15 protein-coding genes, 1 pseudogene and 1 other annotated feature (1 of these 17 only partly in view) are annotated in these 14,269 nt (G+C 46.0%); of the genes and pseudogenes, 12 read left to right on the top strand and 4 right to left on the bottom strand.

Going from position 1 to position 14,269, the window contains the following annotated elements; translation table 11 throughout:
- Positions 1-11 precede the first annotated feature (11 nt).
- On the top strand, positions 12-1,172 hold the full coding sequence (locus MHB78_RS02070) for a DUF4885 family protein (protein ID WP_046129045.1): 1,161 nt from the start codon (positions 12-14) through the stop codon (positions 1,170-1,172).
- A gap of 302 nt (positions 1,173-1,474) precedes the next feature.
- Positions 1,475-2,361 (top strand): annotated as a pseudogene (locus MHB78_RS02075) (macrolide 2'-phosphotransferase).
- A 50-nt stretch (positions 2,362-2,411) separates the two neighbouring features.
- Here MHB78_RS02075 and MHB78_RS02080 read toward each other — a convergent pair.
- Positions 2,412-2,831, bottom strand: a complete 420-nt coding sequence (locus MHB78_RS02080) for a MarR family transcriptional regulator (RefSeq protein WP_046129044.1) — start codon at positions 2,829-2,831, stop codon at positions 2,412-2,414.
- Positions 2,832-3,097: 266 nt separating this feature from the next.
- Between MHB78_RS02080 and MHB78_RS02085 the strand changes: the two genes are divergently transcribed.
- Positions 3,098-4,609 (top strand): class I adenylate-forming enzyme family protein, encoded by a 1,512-nt coding sequence (locus MHB78_RS02085; protein WP_046129043.1) that lies wholly within the window; start codon positions 3,098-3,100, stop codon positions 4,607-4,609.
- A gap of 53 nt (positions 4,610-4,662) precedes the next feature.
- Here the strand turns inward: MHB78_RS02085 and MHB78_RS02090 are convergent, their stop codons facing one another.
- The 3 genes from MHB78_RS02090 to MHB78_RS02100 are packed head-to-tail and all read right to left on the bottom strand — an operon-like array spanning position 4,663 to position 7,899.
- Positions 4,663-5,709: an alcohol dehydrogenase catalytic domain-containing protein gene (locus MHB78_RS02090; protein WP_046129042.1), complete on the bottom strand. Its 1,047-nt coding sequence runs from the start codon at positions 5,707-5,709 to the stop codon at positions 4,663-4,665.
- The gene (locus MHB78_RS02095) at positions 5,681-6,634 is read right to left on the bottom strand and encodes an inositol monophosphatase family protein (protein ID WP_046129041.1); all 954 of its coding nucleotides are present in this window, start codon (positions 6,632-6,634) and stop codon (positions 5,681-5,683) included. Before MHB78_RS02095 ends, MHB78_RS02090 begins: the two co-directional genes overlap by 29 nt.
- A complete protein-coding gene (locus tag MHB78_RS02100; RefSeq protein ID WP_046129040.1) occupies positions 6,631-7,899 on the bottom strand; it encodes an aspartate aminotransferase family protein in 1,269 nt (422 codons plus the stop codon). Before MHB78_RS02100 ends, MHB78_RS02095 begins: the two co-directional genes overlap by 4 nt.
- A gap of 203 nt (positions 7,900-8,102) precedes the next feature.
- Here MHB78_RS02100 and MHB78_RS02105 point away from each other — a divergent pair, with 203 nt between their 5' ends.
- The 9 genes from MHB78_RS02105 (at position 8,103) to MHB78_RS02145 (ending at position 14,075) form a co-directional block, all read left to right on the top strand.
- Positions 8,103-9,317: an MFS transporter gene (locus tag MHB78_RS02105; RefSeq protein ID WP_046129039.1), complete on the top strand. Its 1,215-nt coding sequence runs from the start codon at positions 8,103-8,105 to the stop codon at positions 9,315-9,317.
- A gap of 140 nt (positions 9,318-9,457) precedes the next feature.
- The gene (locus MHB78_RS02110) at positions 9,458-10,285 is read left to right on the top strand and encodes a PPC domain-containing protein (RefSeq protein ID WP_046129038.1); all 828 of its coding nucleotides are present in this window, start codon (positions 9,458-9,460) and stop codon (positions 10,283-10,285) included.
- Positions 10,286-10,312: 27 nt separating this feature from the next.
- Complete coding sequence (locus tag MHB78_RS02115; RefSeq protein WP_046129037.1) at positions 10,313-11,134, top strand: hypothetical protein; 822 nt, start codon at positions 10,313-10,315, stop codon at positions 11,132-11,134.
- A complete protein-coding gene (locus MHB78_RS02120) occupies positions 11,127-11,426 on the top strand; it encodes a hypothetical protein (RefSeq protein WP_046129036.1) in 300 nt (99 codons plus the stop codon). Before MHB78_RS02115 ends, MHB78_RS02120 begins: the two co-directional genes overlap by 8 nt.
- A 92-nt stretch (positions 11,427-11,518) precedes the next feature.
- Positions 11,519-12,277 (top strand): MerR family transcriptional regulator, encoded by a 759-nt coding sequence (locus MHB78_RS02125; RefSeq protein ID WP_046129035.1) that lies wholly within the window; start codon positions 11,519-11,521, stop codon positions 12,275-12,277.
- Positions 12,278-12,509: 232 nt separating this feature from the next.
- The gene (locus tag MHB78_RS02130; RefSeq protein ID WP_128748380.1) at positions 12,510-12,587 is read left to right on the top strand and encodes a putative holin-like toxin; all 78 of its coding nucleotides are present in this window, start codon (positions 12,510-12,512) and stop codon (positions 12,585-12,587) included.
- Between the two features lie 434 nt (positions 12,588-13,021).
- On the top strand, positions 13,022-13,213 hold the full coding sequence (locus MHB78_RS02135; RefSeq protein WP_046129033.1) for a hypothetical protein: 192 nt from the start codon (positions 13,022-13,024) through the stop codon (positions 13,211-13,213).
- 2 nt (positions 13,214-13,215) lie between these two features.
- Positions 13,216-13,560: a PadR family transcriptional regulator gene (locus MHB78_RS02140; protein ID WP_046129032.1), complete on the top strand. Its 345-nt coding sequence runs from the start codon at positions 13,216-13,218 to the stop codon at positions 13,558-13,560.
- The gene (locus MHB78_RS02145; RefSeq protein WP_046129031.1) at positions 13,557-14,075 is read left to right on the top strand and encodes a DUF2812 domain-containing protein; all 519 of its coding nucleotides are present in this window, start codon (positions 13,557-13,559) and stop codon (positions 14,073-14,075) included. The genes MHB78_RS02140 and MHB78_RS02145 overlap by 4 nt, the downstream gene beginning before the upstream one ends.
- 49 nt (positions 14,076-14,124) lie before the next feature.
- Positions 14,125-14,269: a binding site (T-box leader), on the top strand (it continues 114 nt past the right edge of the window).

Genomic DNA, 14,269 nt, shown 5'->3' on the forward strand with positions numbered 1-14,269 from the left:
GGAGGGCTCCGATGCGACTGAATCGTCAATACATCCGTACACAGCTGATGGTCCAAAACATGCTGAAAGAGCATGCATCTAAAACAAGCAAAACCCGTTCTTCCCATACTGCTGCGGTATTCGAAAAATCGTCTGCTGAAGGGCTGAAGCAGCTGAACTATTCAAAGGACAGGATTGTTAACAACGCCGGGAGCTTCAGCAGACTGTACCAAACCGCGAATAACCGGACTGTGGCAGATACCGGGGAAGAAACGGTGATTCGTGCAAACAATCCCTACGAGTCACAGAGCGACATCTGCACCAAAATCCTTGATGAAAAGTACAGCAGGATCAATGCGATCAACAAAACGAAGCCCGACCCGCTCGGCTATATAAAGGATAAATATAAAAATCCGGCTTCCCCTTATTTTAGAAGCGATTTAACAGCAGCGGAGCGGCAGGCTGCATATGACAATGAAACGGAATGGCTGTTCAAAGGCAAGGCGCAAAGCTATAACCTGCAAGATGCTGCATTCCGCAATGTATCTTTAAATGGCGAGGTCGATGCTGAGAATGAAAAGATATATCAGCGCAGCCAGGTCAACCAGCAGCTTCACATATTGCTGGACCGGTTTCAAATTGACATTCCAAAGGATACGACGCTCACGATTTCGATTACGCCGATTGATTATAAAGTTAAGGTCAGCGGTACAGACGATGAAGAACTGATCAATCAAATCGAGAAATTATTAGAAACGGGCGAAAACAGCAAAGAACTATTTTTGCATATCATGAAAAGCTTAAGCAGTGATTCTGCCCAATATTCCCCTGATGCGTATCAAAAATACCAAACAGCCCGTGAAATGTATGAAGTGACGGGCTATCATGTGAAAGACTTGGAAGTCATCGACGGCCGTTTTGTAACGCCTGACGGCCGCGATTTATTAGATGTGTATAAAGAAGAGCTTGAAAAGGATCCCGTGCAAAAGAAAACGGTCAATTATGCATTGGCTCACTATGGATCACAGCTTGGCAAGCTTGCGAAAGCCGGGTATGATTCCATTCCGGATTTTATTTTATCGATTGACTACAGCAATGGATCTTTGAGAGATATAGGACAGAAGAAGACTTATGGAACAGGGGATACGGCCTGGTTCGAAAACCTAAAGCGTCAAGCCGGTATGAATCTTTAGTCAAAGGTATTGAGGACTATTGGAAAACCTGTTAAAATAAACCTAACTTTACAGAACGGAGGGGTTCCAATATGGCATACATCAGATTCCGGTTGCCGCTAATTAAATAGTGGAGCAAGGTCTCTGCCTGTGTGCAGGGTAATCGGGATTGATCTGCCTTTTGATGGAATCTAATATGAGGGGAAAGGGGCGCGATTCGGACGCCCCTTTTTTTGCGTTTTTGAACCGATTTTAAAACAGCACAGGCGGATGGCCTGTGTTTTTTTGATCGAAAAACGGATAAGGGGGAAATTGAATTGAATATGGAACAAATGCTGGGGCTGGCAGAGACATACGGTCTTCAGCTGAAATCTGAAGGTGCGGAGATCAATGAGTCGGGCATGGATTTTCAAGTCGTTTTTGCAGATGATGAATCAGGGAGGAGATGGGTGCTGAGAAGGCCAAGGCGGGACGATGTCATCAAAAGGGCCGCTGCCGAAGGAAGAGTGCTCAAAATGCTTCGGGGCCGCCTTCAGGCCGAGGTTCCGGAATGGCAAATCGATGAGCCGGAATTAATTGCGTATCCGATGCTTGCCGGTGTTCCGGCTGCCGTCATCGATATGGAGATCAGGAATTATGTGTGGAATATGAAGCATCAGCCGCCTGCCGAGCCGTTTGTCCGTTCGCTCGCGCAAACGCTTGCCGACCTCCACGGGATCGATCATCATGCGGCTAAGGAAGCAGGTGTACAGGTGATGAGTCCAGACGATGTACGACAAAAAAAGCGGACGACATGGAGCGGATCAAGGAAGAGCTTGGAGTCAGCGAGATGCTGTGGGAAAGGTGGCAAAGGTGGATTTCGGATGATTCGTATTGGCAAAGGCATTCCGTGTTGATCCATGGCGACCTGCATCCGCCGCATATTCTGATTGACAGGGATCTCCGTGTGACAGGTCTGTTGGATTGGACTGAAGCGAAGGTCGCTGATCCTGCTAAAGATTTTCTTCTGTATCAGACGATTCTAGGCGAAACGGAAACAGCCCGGCTCATCGGCTTCTACGAAGAAGCCGGGGGGCGGGTCTGGCCGGGGATGAAACGGCATATTGCCGAGAAGCAGGCCGCTTACGGAATCGAGATCGCCATGTTTGCGCTTTTGACAAAGAAAAAAGAGCATATGGACATGGCGTTTGAAGCGCTGGGCCTCAAATAAAAGAAAACCAGGCTGTCGATCGTATCGATGGCCTGGCATGCAAGCGGGCATTACGTAAAAATCTTCCCAATCAAAGCAAAAAAAGTCTCTTTTTCTTCTTCTGACAGCTTTTCAAACAGCTGATCAATCAATGCCTGGCGGTTTTCGACCATCTGCGCTGCGATCCGTTTTCCTTCCTGGGACAGTTCAAGCCAGACCGTGCGCCTGTCATCAGTGTTTCTTGATCTGATGACAAGCCCTTCTTTTTCTAAATGATTCAGCGCGTTCGTCGTAGCCGATGGAGACAGCGATACTTCCTGCAAAATGTTTTTCACGGTACAAGTTCCGTGTCTGTGAATGATCCGTAAAATAAACCCTTTTACGCTTGTAATATGCTTTGGAATCGTTTTTTCATCGATTTCCTTTGAAGATCGCAAAAATTTCGACAAGGCATGGTCTAACAGGTTGGCTTCCATGATATGGTGCTTCATGAAGGATTCCTCATTTCCGTATAGCGGCCTCATTGATTTGTACTAGTCGAACATAGGTCAATTTTATCATAAGTGAAGCGTATAGAAAGAGATTTTTAAGATTGAAAATAAATCCAAATTGTTTTCTCTAATTATCAATTAATAAACAGAACAATTCCAACTTGAAATGGTTTTACAATGGATATTTTTTGTTTTAGAATGAATTTGTACGTCACATAATATAACCATGTTTTGTGAGATACAATGAACAATTGGAGATGAATATTTTGGGTACACTTCAGCAATTAATCAATCACCATATGGAAAGCTCAGACGAATTGGCGGCTTTATCCGGAGGAAGCCGGACGTTTACGTTCAAGGAATACTGCGAGCGGGTGAACCAATTGTCGCATTATCTGCTGGAGGCGGGTGTTCAAAAAGGAGATCATGTTGCGATTTTATGTAAAAATAATCACCATTTCCCCGTCATTTTGCTGGCGTCATTGAAGATCGGCGCGACGGCCGTTCCCCTCAGCTGGCAGTTGACATCCTACGAATTGGAGGGGATTTTAAACAAATCCCAGCCCAAGGCCGTTTTTTACGACCGGGAGTTTGCAGACGTTTTATTGCCGCTGCGCCGGCAGCTTGAGCGTTGCATCCTGATTGAAGCAGGTGTGGGAATGGACACCACCGGACAATTTGAAAGCCTTTTAAAAGACAGGCCATCCGAGGTTGAGACGGAGCAGGTGACAGAACACGATTTAGCTTTGATGCTGTTCACATCCGGAACGACGGGAAATCCGAAGGGATGCATGGTTAATCACGGCAGCCTCGCCGCGTATTTGACAGAAGTGAATGTAAAAGGAAAGCGGCTGAAAGGAACCCGTTTTCTGGCGAGCCATCCGCTGTATCATATGAGCTCGCTGAACCATGTGTTTCAGGGCGCTTTTGAAGGAGTAGGGCTCTACTTTTTATCTGATCCGGAGCCTGCAGAGATTTTGCAGGAAATCGAAGCAAAAGGCATTCATATGATGATGGCGTTTCCGTCTGTATATACTTACATGCTTGAGGAAATGAAAAAGCGCGAGTATAACCTGTCATCGATCTTGAGCCTGATTTCAGGCGGGACAAAGGTTCCGGTGCGGCTGATTAAAGAATACCATGAACGCGGCATCCAAATGGTGCAGGGGTACGGAAGCACCGAAGCCTGGACGATCAGCGTCTGGAGGCCTGACATGGGCTGGGATAAAGTCAATTCCGCCGGTAAACCGATTCCTCACGTCAGCGTGAAAATCGTCCATCCCGAGACACGGGAAGAGCTTCCGGCAGGTGAAGTCGGGGAAGTTGCCGTCAAAAGCCCGTACGTGTTTGAAGGGTATTATCAAAACCCGCAAGCGACGCAAAAGGTACTGAAGGATGGATGGTTTTACATGGGCGACTCGGGCAGGCTTGACGAAGACGGATTTTTATATATTACCGGCCGCTATAAAGACGTGATTGTATATGGCGGAGACAATATTTATCCGGATCAGGTGGAGGAAGTGATCGAGCAGGTTCCGGGCGTTGTCGAAACGGCCGTTATCGGCGTTCCAGATGAGATGTACGGTGAAGTTCCGAGGGCATACGTCGTGAAAAACGAGAACTCTCCTTTAAGCGAACGGGATATCATCGAATTCTGCAAAGGGCGCCTTGCGGAATACAAAATTCCTGACATCGTGTTTGCCGAAAGCCTTCCGAAAAACAGGCTAGGCAAGATCGTCAAAAAGGATTTGCGGGAGCTTGCTGCTAAAGGGCAGTGAGTCATTCTTCGAATAAGCTGAACCGGCTCGGAAACGAGCCGGTTCTTTTCCTGCTACATCATATCCGGATCTGTAACAAGAATCGTTTTGATCGCCGTGATATCTTTTCTCTCTTTTGTAATCGGGTCAATGCCCATCAGATTGTCAATCGCCTGTTCAAAATTTTCAAGCGCCGTCTTTTCGGTGATCAGCTCTTTAAGCCGGGGCATGTCCGAGGCGCAGGATAAGGCCGATTCCATGATCTGCCTGGCTTCCCCGGTCCCGACAATCGTAACTCCGCCCGATAGCAGCTGATACGGTTTGATTTTCATTTCATATGTGTCGTCAAAGCCCATGGGAACTAGCCTTCCGCCTTTTTCAGCCAATGGATAAGCCCATTCCAGCTGATTTCCGATCGCATCAAAAATCACGTCAAATTTTCGTCCCTGGTTGATGCGAAAAACTTCCTCAAGGTTTAATTCGTCAGGATGATAGATGTGATCGGACAAAGCGCGCGCCGCTTCCGCTCTAAAGCTGCCAATCTCCGTTGCGACGGTCAGCCTTGCCGTTTTTTTGGCCATCATCTGAACGAGCAGACCGATGGGCCCTGAGCCTAAAACCAATACGGAGTCATCCGGTTTGATCGCGGCTTTTTCCATCACATGTAAAACGCACGACAGAGGCTCGATTAAAACGGCCCGCTCCCACTCCATTGCGTCCGGTATTTTATACATAAACCGATCTTCGCCTACGTAATATTCGGCAAACGTTCCATGCGCCCCGATCCCCAGCTGCCAGTCTTCAAACGTCTCGCAGTAGCAGGTTAATCCTTTTCTGCAATAGTAGCATTTGCCGCAGTACTGGGTCGGATCAATGACGACGCGATCCCCGGGCTTGACGTTTTTGACGTCTTCGCCGGTCTCAACGACGACTCCGGCTGACTCATGGCCCATGATCATATTGTGTGCAGCATACATTTTTCCTTTCAGCACATTAAGGTCGGTTCCGCAAATTCCGGTGCCGTATATTTTCACCTTTACTTCATTGGGCTTTTGGATTTGCGGTTCTTCTACATCCAAATATTCAAGCTTATCAGAGGGAGTCCACACTAACGCTTTCATCTCTGCTCCTCCTTTTTTCCCAGCGGATTTCGTCAAGCAGTTTTTGATGAAGTTCCTTTGTCGATGCCGCAATGCACGATTGCTGGTTGTGATAGCTTAGATCCGTGAGAAGAGTGTCATCCAAAGAATGTCCATAGGCATCGGTAATGACAACACCCGCTTTTTTCGCTAAAAATACACTGGCCGCAATATCGTAAGGAAACAGATGCAAGACTTTGCCGTTCCCTACTTTCTGAAAATCGGGCAGCAGGCCGGGATCGTCTTTGAGCAGGCGATTGCCGATATCGACATATGCGTCCATTTGTCCGGTGATAATTCTGGAGATGGAGTAGGATGCGCTGTTGAACACGAAGACGCCGCCGTTATTTGCAGACAGGTCAATCAAATGGCCGTATGCACTGGTCATCAATTGCGCGGGATGGCCGTTGAACTCTAGGCTCCAAAACATGTGTTTTAATTCTGTAACGCTGCTCATATTCGGCAGTTTCCCGTCGAAGCCTTCGCTAAAGATGGAGGCGGTGTAAATATCGCCGTACATATAGGCGCCGCTTTTCAGCTCCAGCAGAAAAGCGAATTCAATATCTTTGATTTTCGCATCCGGTTTATACGCCGCCAAAGCAATGGAGATGCACGCCATTTCAAGCCCTGCGGCGGCCGGCCGGGTTCCGTCAATGGGGTCGACGATCAAAATGTATTGCGGATTTTCGCCAAACATCTTGAGCCCGCCGTCTTCCGTATAGAAAGCGATCGGACAGTCTCTGTTCGTGATAAACTCCAGCACCGCGTCTTCAGCAGCCTGATCGATGTTAAATTGGGCGTCCCCTCCCGGAGAATAGCCGTTGACGATCCGTTTTTTCAATGTCCCTTTTTGGCCTTTCAGCTTCTGATAAACAAATGTCCCGAGTTCGATGATATAGTCTCTCATTTTACCGCCTCCAGCAATTGGCGAAGTCTGTAGCAAAGCATTTCCGCTTCGCTGAGCGTGATGGTCAGCGGCGGCCGGATCTTAAACACGTTTCCGTAGCCGTAACGGGAAGTCCGGATAATCAAACCGTAGTCCATAGCCCGTTTGGAAATATAATTGGTCAGCTCGACATCAGGCTCGAAATCATCCTTGACAATCTCGACCCCGATCATCAGGCCGAGTCCTCTGACATCTCCGATAAATGGAAACGCCTGTTTCATGTCCTCTAAGGACTCCATAATATAGTTTCCGACGGTCGTTACGTTTTCTAAAAACCCCGGCCGCTGCATAATATCGATGGTTGCACAGGCTGCCGCCGACGCCATGACATTTGAGCCGTATGTGAAGGAGTGGTGATGGCCGGGCAGTCCGGTATATTTTTCTTCAGTGAGGGTGGCGGCGACTTGGAAGCCCGTACCTCCCAGTCCTTTGGCGACAGTCATCATATTCGGCTTCACATCGAAGTGCTCGGCGGCGAACATTTTGCCGGTCCTTCCGAAGCCGGTCTGGATTTCGTCGAAGATCAGGGCGATATCGTGCTCTTCACAGAGCTGTTTCAACGCTTTGAAGTATCCTTTAGGCGGTACAATATTGCCTCCGTTCCCGGAAATCGGTTCGACGATAATGGCAGCGACTTTACCGCTGCTGGCGTACTCAATAAAATCATGAATCCTTTCTACACAAAGCATGCCGCACGTATCCGGCTTTTGTTTGTAAAAGCAGCGCTGACAATACGGATCAGGGACTTGCAGTCCGAAAGAAAACTGCGGGGGAAACGGCTCTCTGCGAAACGAATTTCCGGATAAAGCAGACATCATATACGTTTGTCCGAGGTGGCTTCGAAAAAGTGAAATGACATCTCTTTTTCCTGAATAATACTGAGCCATCTTAATAGCGCCTTCATTGGCAGCCGAACCGCTGCTGACCTTGGGGTGTACTTTCGTAAGGTTATCCGGGGAAATCTCGACGAGCTTTTCGGCTAATTGATTGACTGCATCCGTCTGGAAGGAAGAAGTGACATGAATGAGCTTGTCCGCCTGGTCTTTGACTGCGTCGATCACTTCTTTGTTGCTGTATCCCAAATTCAAGTTGAACGTTGCCGAGGCACAATCAATATATTCGTTGTCCTCCTGATCGTATAAATGAATTCCTTCTCCTCTGACCATCACAACATCATCGACTTTGTAATACAAGCTGTCCGGATTTGCAACCTGTTTCGTCCCCATATATACCACCCCTGATTTTTATTGAATATCCAAAAAAGGATAAACATGTCATTAATATTAGAATTTTGAAAAATATTGTCAATGCTTTTTTCATTAATTGTGTTAAATATTTGTTAACGTATAAATCAGGGATGTCCGTCTGCTAATTTTATGATATGTTAACAATAATTGGTTTGAAAAATCTTCGATAAGGAGATCAAACGATGAAAACTCGTCTGCTGTGGATCAGTTGTTTTTCTTACGGATTGATTGCTTTTACCCTCGTCATTCTCGGAGCTGTCCTGCCGGAGCTTCTGGCACATTACTCGCAAAGCTACAGCAATGGCGGAATATTGGTATTTTCGCAGTTTATGGGGTTTTTAATAGGGGTGCTTACGATGCCTCTGTTCGTCAAAAAACTGGGGAGAGTAAACGTCGTCCTTTTGGGCTTGGCGATGATCAGCTGTGAATTGTTTATCTTCTTTTTGCCTCCCTGGCCTTTGCTTTTTTTATTTGTCGGTGTAGCCGGGCTTGGAGCAGGGTTAGTTGAGCCTTGCGTGGGAACGATTATCCTGACGGCCATTAAGGATAAGCAGGCGGCAGCCATGAGCAAGGTGGAAGTGGCATACGGCCTGGGAGCTCTCTTTATGCCGCTGCTATCAGGCTTTTTAATCAGCAGAGGCATATGGCCATTGGCCTTTCTTGTGCTCGGATTAAGCGCTTTCCTGTTGATGATCGGCTGGAAGCGGCTGAATCTTGAAAGCCTGGATGAATTAATGGCTGATCAAGAAAGCCGGGAGAAGACGGGAAACGAGACTCGTACTAGATATCGAGATAAGAGCTTGCTGTTCATTGCTTTAGCGGCTGTCTATTTCTTCTTTTACGGCGGCAGTGAGATGTCGATCGTCAATTTCATGCCGGCCATTTTTGCTGAAAATTGGCAGATTGCTAATTCCTTGGCGGCGATATCGGTCACCCTTTACTGGTCCGGGATGGTCATCGGACGGGCATTGACAGGGATCGTTTCTGAGAAAATGACCTATCACCGCTTTCTCAGGATGATTAATATTGGCAGTCTATTGTCGCTCATCATGTTGGCAATGAGCGGCAGCGTTTGGGCGGGATTTGCGCTTTGCTTCCTGGCCGGTCTGTTTATGGCGGGAATGTTTGCAATCGCTTTGATCATTACCAATCAGTTTTTCCCGGGGAAGACAGAGCAGACGACAAGCATTTTGCTTGCTTCCAACGGGCTCGGGGGTGCCATGCTGCCGGTCGCTATGGGATGGAGTTTGGACGATTTTCCTGTTCAAACGGCATTTTGGATATTGATTGTGTTAGGGGTTATTATGCTGTTTCTTGTACTTGTGCTGCGAGTCTTGGAGTCCGGTAAGTCCCGCATTCTCAAAAAATCAGAAAACAGCGGAGTTAAATCGATGTAGACTTTTGAAAGACCAGATCAAGGAACAGACATGGGGAGGGTATGTTTTACTATTATTTCGCAATGTTTCTTAAAACTTACATTTTATTACCGATATAAGGAAGGGAAGTTCTTTTATACATGAATAGGAGGCAATAACAAATGAAAAAAAGCGTGTGTTTGTTAATGTTCATTCTTTTGTTGTTATCGGTTCCGGTGTATTCGGCTTCAGCGAGCGTATACGAAGACGAATACGAACCCAATGATTCACTGGCCTCCGCATATGATATCGGTTTGTGGAAATATAAGACGATTTCGGCAACGATTCATAGTGCCAAAGATAAAGATTTTTATAAGTTCTATGCCACAAAAGGGGAACAGCTCGCCATTCACCTCAAGAACATCCCGGCAGGTACAGACTATGACCTTTTCTTATTTAAAGATTCCTACGGCTACCCTGCCATTGACGCTTCTGAAAGAACGGGAACCCAAAATGAAATCATTCGTTTTGATGTTCCTGAAACGGGAAAGTATATCGCCGTTGTCAGCTCGAAAAACGGCACATATGATGAATGGGGATTTTACAGGCTTGAATTTATAGACAGAATGAAAAGCGGAACATATACGGCCAGATTGTCACCATCAGCAATCTCCAGCCCTGGAAAAGGAACCGTCTCTCCAACGGCTGCAGTAAACCTGGCAAACGACTCAGCCGTCCCTGACGGAGCGGTCGTCAAGAGCGTATCCGCAGAAGGAACGATTTCCCCAAGTCTAGGCAACACCTTTAGAGAAGTACTAAACAAAGAAGAAGGCGTCTGGCATAAAACCGTTTCTGGAGGAACATTGTTCCCGGATATTAAATTGGAAAACGGACTGCCTGTCAAAACGACATGGAATGCCAGATATTACTCGCTTGCATGGAGCAGTTCAACTTGGAAATCGCCGCAGTTGAAGATCAACTACCAATATGATCAAACATACGGCTGGTAAAAAATGATGAGCTGGAAAGGAGCTCCCATGAATATTCGAGATAGGGTTAAACTTGCACTTTATACAGAAAAACTGATAGATTTTGTTTCAAACCAACAGCAGTCAAAAACAAAAAGGCCTGAGACCGAAGCCGCTGCAAAAAAAGATACGCTGACCATCAGCAAGGAGGCTGAAGAAGCGCAAAAAAACGGACGATCACTAAAATCTCAAATGAATGGCGTGCAGCTTTCAATATATTTTCTCTATGAAAACAGGCAGCTCTTAAACAGTGATATCGAAAAAGCCCTCAGAGAAAACGGCATCACCCTTGCGGAAAATGAAAGCATGCAGATTCATGTCGATGGCAAAAATCACATTACAGTTGAAGGGACTTTTGACGATCAGAAAAGAGCGCAAATAGAAATGGCGCTGAATGGGGTAGAAGAGCTGGGGGCCGAGCTGTTAAGCCATTCGGATTATGTCGGTGAACAGAATGGAAAGCCGGTAGACAAAGCCGCTTACGAAAAATGGCATGTCAATGAGTTTCTAAAAACGATGGCAGGGCTCACTCTGCCGGACGTCAGTTTGAATGAAGCAGGTGACATCATCGGCGGAAATGAGAAGCTTGAAAAAGTCATTCAAGCCGCCGCAAACCCGAAAAGCGATTTGGACAGAAGCTGCGGAAACATGCTGAAAAAGCTGAAGAATGTATTGGCAAAAGGTCCGGACACAATCCCCGACAGATCCGCTTCATTCGGCTATTCAGGCGGGACGCTGATTGATCTGAATGTCTCTAAAGGATTTTCCGCAGCCCAGATAGACGAATGGCTGGATGATCCGTTTTTAAGGAATGCCATCCAATATGTCTAACATCGTCTATAACGAGCCGTTTGAATGCGAAGAATGGATTTGGAAGATTCATGATGACGCGTATTTGCTAAAAAAATACCGGCAGATTGACTGTGAATGCAGTGACGAAGATCAAGAGTTGTTCGAGTATTATTACGATTTTATCATGATCTCTTGTTTTGATGAAAAAGGGACGCATCTATATACTGCCAGAAAGTATTGGGATGAGGATGAGATTCACTTTCTTTCCCGTCCGAACGGAAATGATGCAAAAACTAAAAAAGAAGTTTCACGTTGCAAATATAAGGTATGAAAGCAGGCCGAGGCTTGCTTTTTTTTTTTTTAAAAGCATTGACTCTCACGTTGCGTGATACTTTATAGTCAATATCAAAGGGAGGTCAGATTATGAAACTAAAGGTGAAAGAGGTTGCCGATATGGTCGGCATCAGTGTGCGCACACTCCATCATTACGATGAAATCGGACTTTTGATTCCGTCGGAGACGACTGAATCGGGCTATCGGCTTTATTCAGATGACGATCTGGAAAAGCTGCAGCAGATCTTATTTTTTAGAGAGCTCGACTTCCCTTTGAAAAGAATCAAAACCATTCTCGAGGATCCGTCTTTTGACCGGCATGAAGCGCTTCACATGCACCGGAAAATGCTGCTTGAAAAACGAAAGCGGCTGGACCAAATGATTGAGACGATCGATAAAACGATACAATTTACGAAAGGGGAAATAGAAATGACAAATGAAGAAAAATTTGCGGGCTTCGATTTCAGCCAAAACCCGTACGAAGCGGAAGCGCGCGAACGCTGGGGAGACGAAGCCATTGACAAAACGAAAGCCCATATGGCCGCCATGTCTGAAGACGAACGGAAAGCGGTGGAACGGCAATTTGACGCTATTTACAGAAAAATCGCATGCCTTCGAAACGGTGCGCCTGATGCAGAGGAGGCACAGGAAGCCATTCAAGAATGGTATGATTTTTTAAACCAAAATTCCGGCCATCACTTTTCGCTTGAGACATTCAAATGCATCGGGCAAATGTATGTCGATGATGAACGCTTCACAAAAAATATCGATCAATACGGCGAAGGCTTAGCTGCATTTATGCGCGACGCGATGGCGGTGTTTGCTGAGCGGAATAAGAAATCAGAATAGTTGCTGCTTTTTTACAAGCATGACCAAAAAAATCGCTCTCCTTTGGGGCGATTTTTTTGCGCAGCGATAAGGCTTTTTTAGTTCCTGCATCAGCCTCAATATTTTGTTTTTCGAGATGGAAAGGTATCTCAGTTTTTGAAGTGTTATGGTAAAATATTCATTGTACACAAAAGCTATATGCTCGCTTGAGGGAGTTTCTTGCTCATCCCCATTTGAAAGGGGGTGATGCATCATGACAACATACGAAACAATCTCTATAATGATTGCTTTCGGCATGCTGATTGCCGTGTTGTCTAAGAAAGAAAAATAGACACTCCCTTAAGCCTTGGCAAGTGAAAGGGATAGTGTCTACGGTAGAGCTATCTGAGCAAGCCCCTTGACGGGCCGCTTTGTGTATGATGACTCGACTGTTGGCGCAGTCGGGTCTTTTTTATTTTATGCATTTCTAAAAAAGGAATGCAATTTACGTGTGTCATGTTCCTGCTGTACTGCATTTTGACTTGGGTGTAATGCAGAATTTTACTTGGTTATTCGATACATTTATCTTACTCATTTGAGTCTAAAAAAGCAACTAATCATGAGTGGTCCATACCTTTTAAATAAGCTTCCTGAACAACTCTGCCCGTTCCGTCTCACAGGCAGAAGACTAAACGTCAGAGTCTGCCTTGTTTTTCCGTACATGATATGCTATTATATCGTCATACGATATATCGGTTTGCGATATAAAAGTCCGGAGGTGAAAAAATGAGATTATACCGCACAGGAATTGCATTTGTTCTAACCGGGATGGCGCTGCTCATGTTGATGATGTTATCGGGGGCAAGCGGAGCATTGTGGGCTATGGTGTGTGGGGGCAGTATTTTATGTAATATGACTGGGGCTGCATTGCTCATGAAGTTTGTAAGTGATAAACGTCGTGCTGATGGAGAGGTGTGAAAGTGAAGAAAACAAATCCGGAACGTTATTTGCCCCTTACCCAGGCGACGTTCTACATATTATTGTCATTAACCGAGCCGCTCCATGGCTATGGAATCATGCAGAAGGTAGACGGCATGAGCGGAGGGGAAGTGAAGCTCGGTCCAGGCACTCTTTATGGGGCGCTTAACAAGCTTGAAAAGCAGGGCCTGATTCAAAAGACCGAAGGCACGGGAGATGACCGCAGAAAGCAATATATTTTAACGAATGAAGGCTGGACGGTTGCAGAGCTTGAATTTAAGCGTCTGTCCAAATTGGTGGCAGTCAGTAAATCCATTTTGAGGAACAAGAGAGGCGGCAATGAATGATGAAAAAAAGAAAGTATGTATGTCGTTTCTTTTTAGCCTGGCAAGATCGTGCCGAAGAAAAGTGGCTAAGTGAAATGGCAATGAACGGCTGGATGCTGAAAAAGTTATTTCTATTTGTTTGTTTATTTGAAAAAACGGAGCCAAATGAAACGGTATATCGACTTGACTATAAAGCTACATCAAACCGGGATGAAGAAGAATATATACGGATCTTTCAGGATGCCGGCTGGAGGCATGTCACCCGTTTGTTTAATTGGCACTATTTTGCGGCTGATGCGAGTCAGGTTCAGACAACGGCGATTTATACCGATCGGGAATCAGAGGCTCTGAAATATAAAGGTTTACTGCGTGTATTATATACCGTGTTCATCGGCGTTTGTCTTAGCCTTTTCCTTCCCTTGCTTTATGTCGGGGTTCATGACTATTTATATGGATTGTACGGCTTCGGCTTAATCGCCATCGCTTTATTCATCGCCTGCATCCTGAAAGTCCGTTCCAAAACGAAAATAGATTGACACGCCTTCAATGTGTAGCGTATGATAATTTTTACAAATCATGTACGGCTAAACGATGTGGAGGAAGAGTAAGTACGCGTCAGTGGCGAAGGTTTAAGAGAGTCGGTGGCCGGTGTGAACCGATACCTCCCTGACGCGGAATGGGCTTCTGAATCGCCCTGCTGAAACGAAAAAGTAGGCGGGGCCGGAATGTT

This window comes from Bacillus sp. FSL K6-0138 (genome assembly GCF_037982765.1).
Lineage (GTDB): Bacteria > Bacillota > Bacilli > Bacillales > Bacillaceae > Bacillus > Bacillus glycinifermentans.

Excerpts from the sequence above, each read along its gene's own strand:
- MHB78_RS02110 (WP_046129038.1), top strand. The coding sequence starts at position 9,458 with ATGAAAAAAAGCGTGTGTTTGTTAATGTTCATTCTTTTGTTGTTATCG.
- MHB78_RS02120 (WP_046129036.1), top strand. The coding sequence starts at position 11,127 with ATGTCTAACATCGTCTATAACGAGCCGTTTGAATGCGAAGAATGGATT.
- MHB78_RS02130 (WP_128748380.1), top strand. The coding sequence starts at position 12,510 with ATGACAACATACGAAACAATCTCTATAATGATTGCTTTCGGCATGCTG.
- MHB78_RS02070 (WP_046129045.1), top strand. The coding sequence starts at position 12 with ATGCGACTGAATCGTCAATACATCCGTACACAGCTGATGGTCCAAAAC.
- MHB78_RS02115 (WP_046129037.1), top strand. The coding sequence starts at position 10,313 with ATGAATATTCGAGATAGGGTTAAACTTGCACTTTATACAGAAAAACTG.
- MHB78_RS02105 (WP_046129039.1), top strand. The coding sequence starts at position 8,103 with ATGAAAACTCGTCTGCTGTGGATCAGTTGTTTTTCTTACGGATTGATT.
- MHB78_RS02090 (WP_046129042.1), bottom strand. The coding sequence starts at position 5,709 with ATGAAAGCGTTAGTGTGGACTCCCTCTGATAAGCTTGAATATTTGGAT.
- MHB78_RS02135 (WP_046129033.1), top strand. The coding sequence starts at position 13,022 with ATGAGATTATACCGCACAGGAATTGCATTTGTTCTAACCGGGATGGCG.
- MHB78_RS02125 (WP_046129035.1), top strand. The coding sequence starts at position 11,519 with ATGAAACTAAAGGTGAAAGAGGTTGCCGATATGGTCGGCATCAGTGTG.
- MHB78_RS02095 (WP_046129041.1), bottom strand. The coding sequence starts at position 6,634 with ATGAGAGACTATATCATCGAACTCGGGACATTTGTTTATCAGAAGCTG.
- MHB78_RS02080 (WP_046129044.1), bottom strand. The coding sequence starts at position 2,831 with ATGAAGCACCATATCATGGAAGCCAACCTGTTAGACCATGCCTTGTCG.
- MHB78_RS02100 (WP_046129040.1), bottom strand. The coding sequence starts at position 7,899 with ATGGGGACGAAACAGGTTGCAAATCCGGACAGCTTGTATTACAAAGTC.
- MHB78_RS02145 (WP_046129031.1), top strand. The coding sequence starts at position 13,557 with ATGATGAAAAAAAGAAAGTATGTATGTCGTTTCTTTTTAGCCTGGCAA.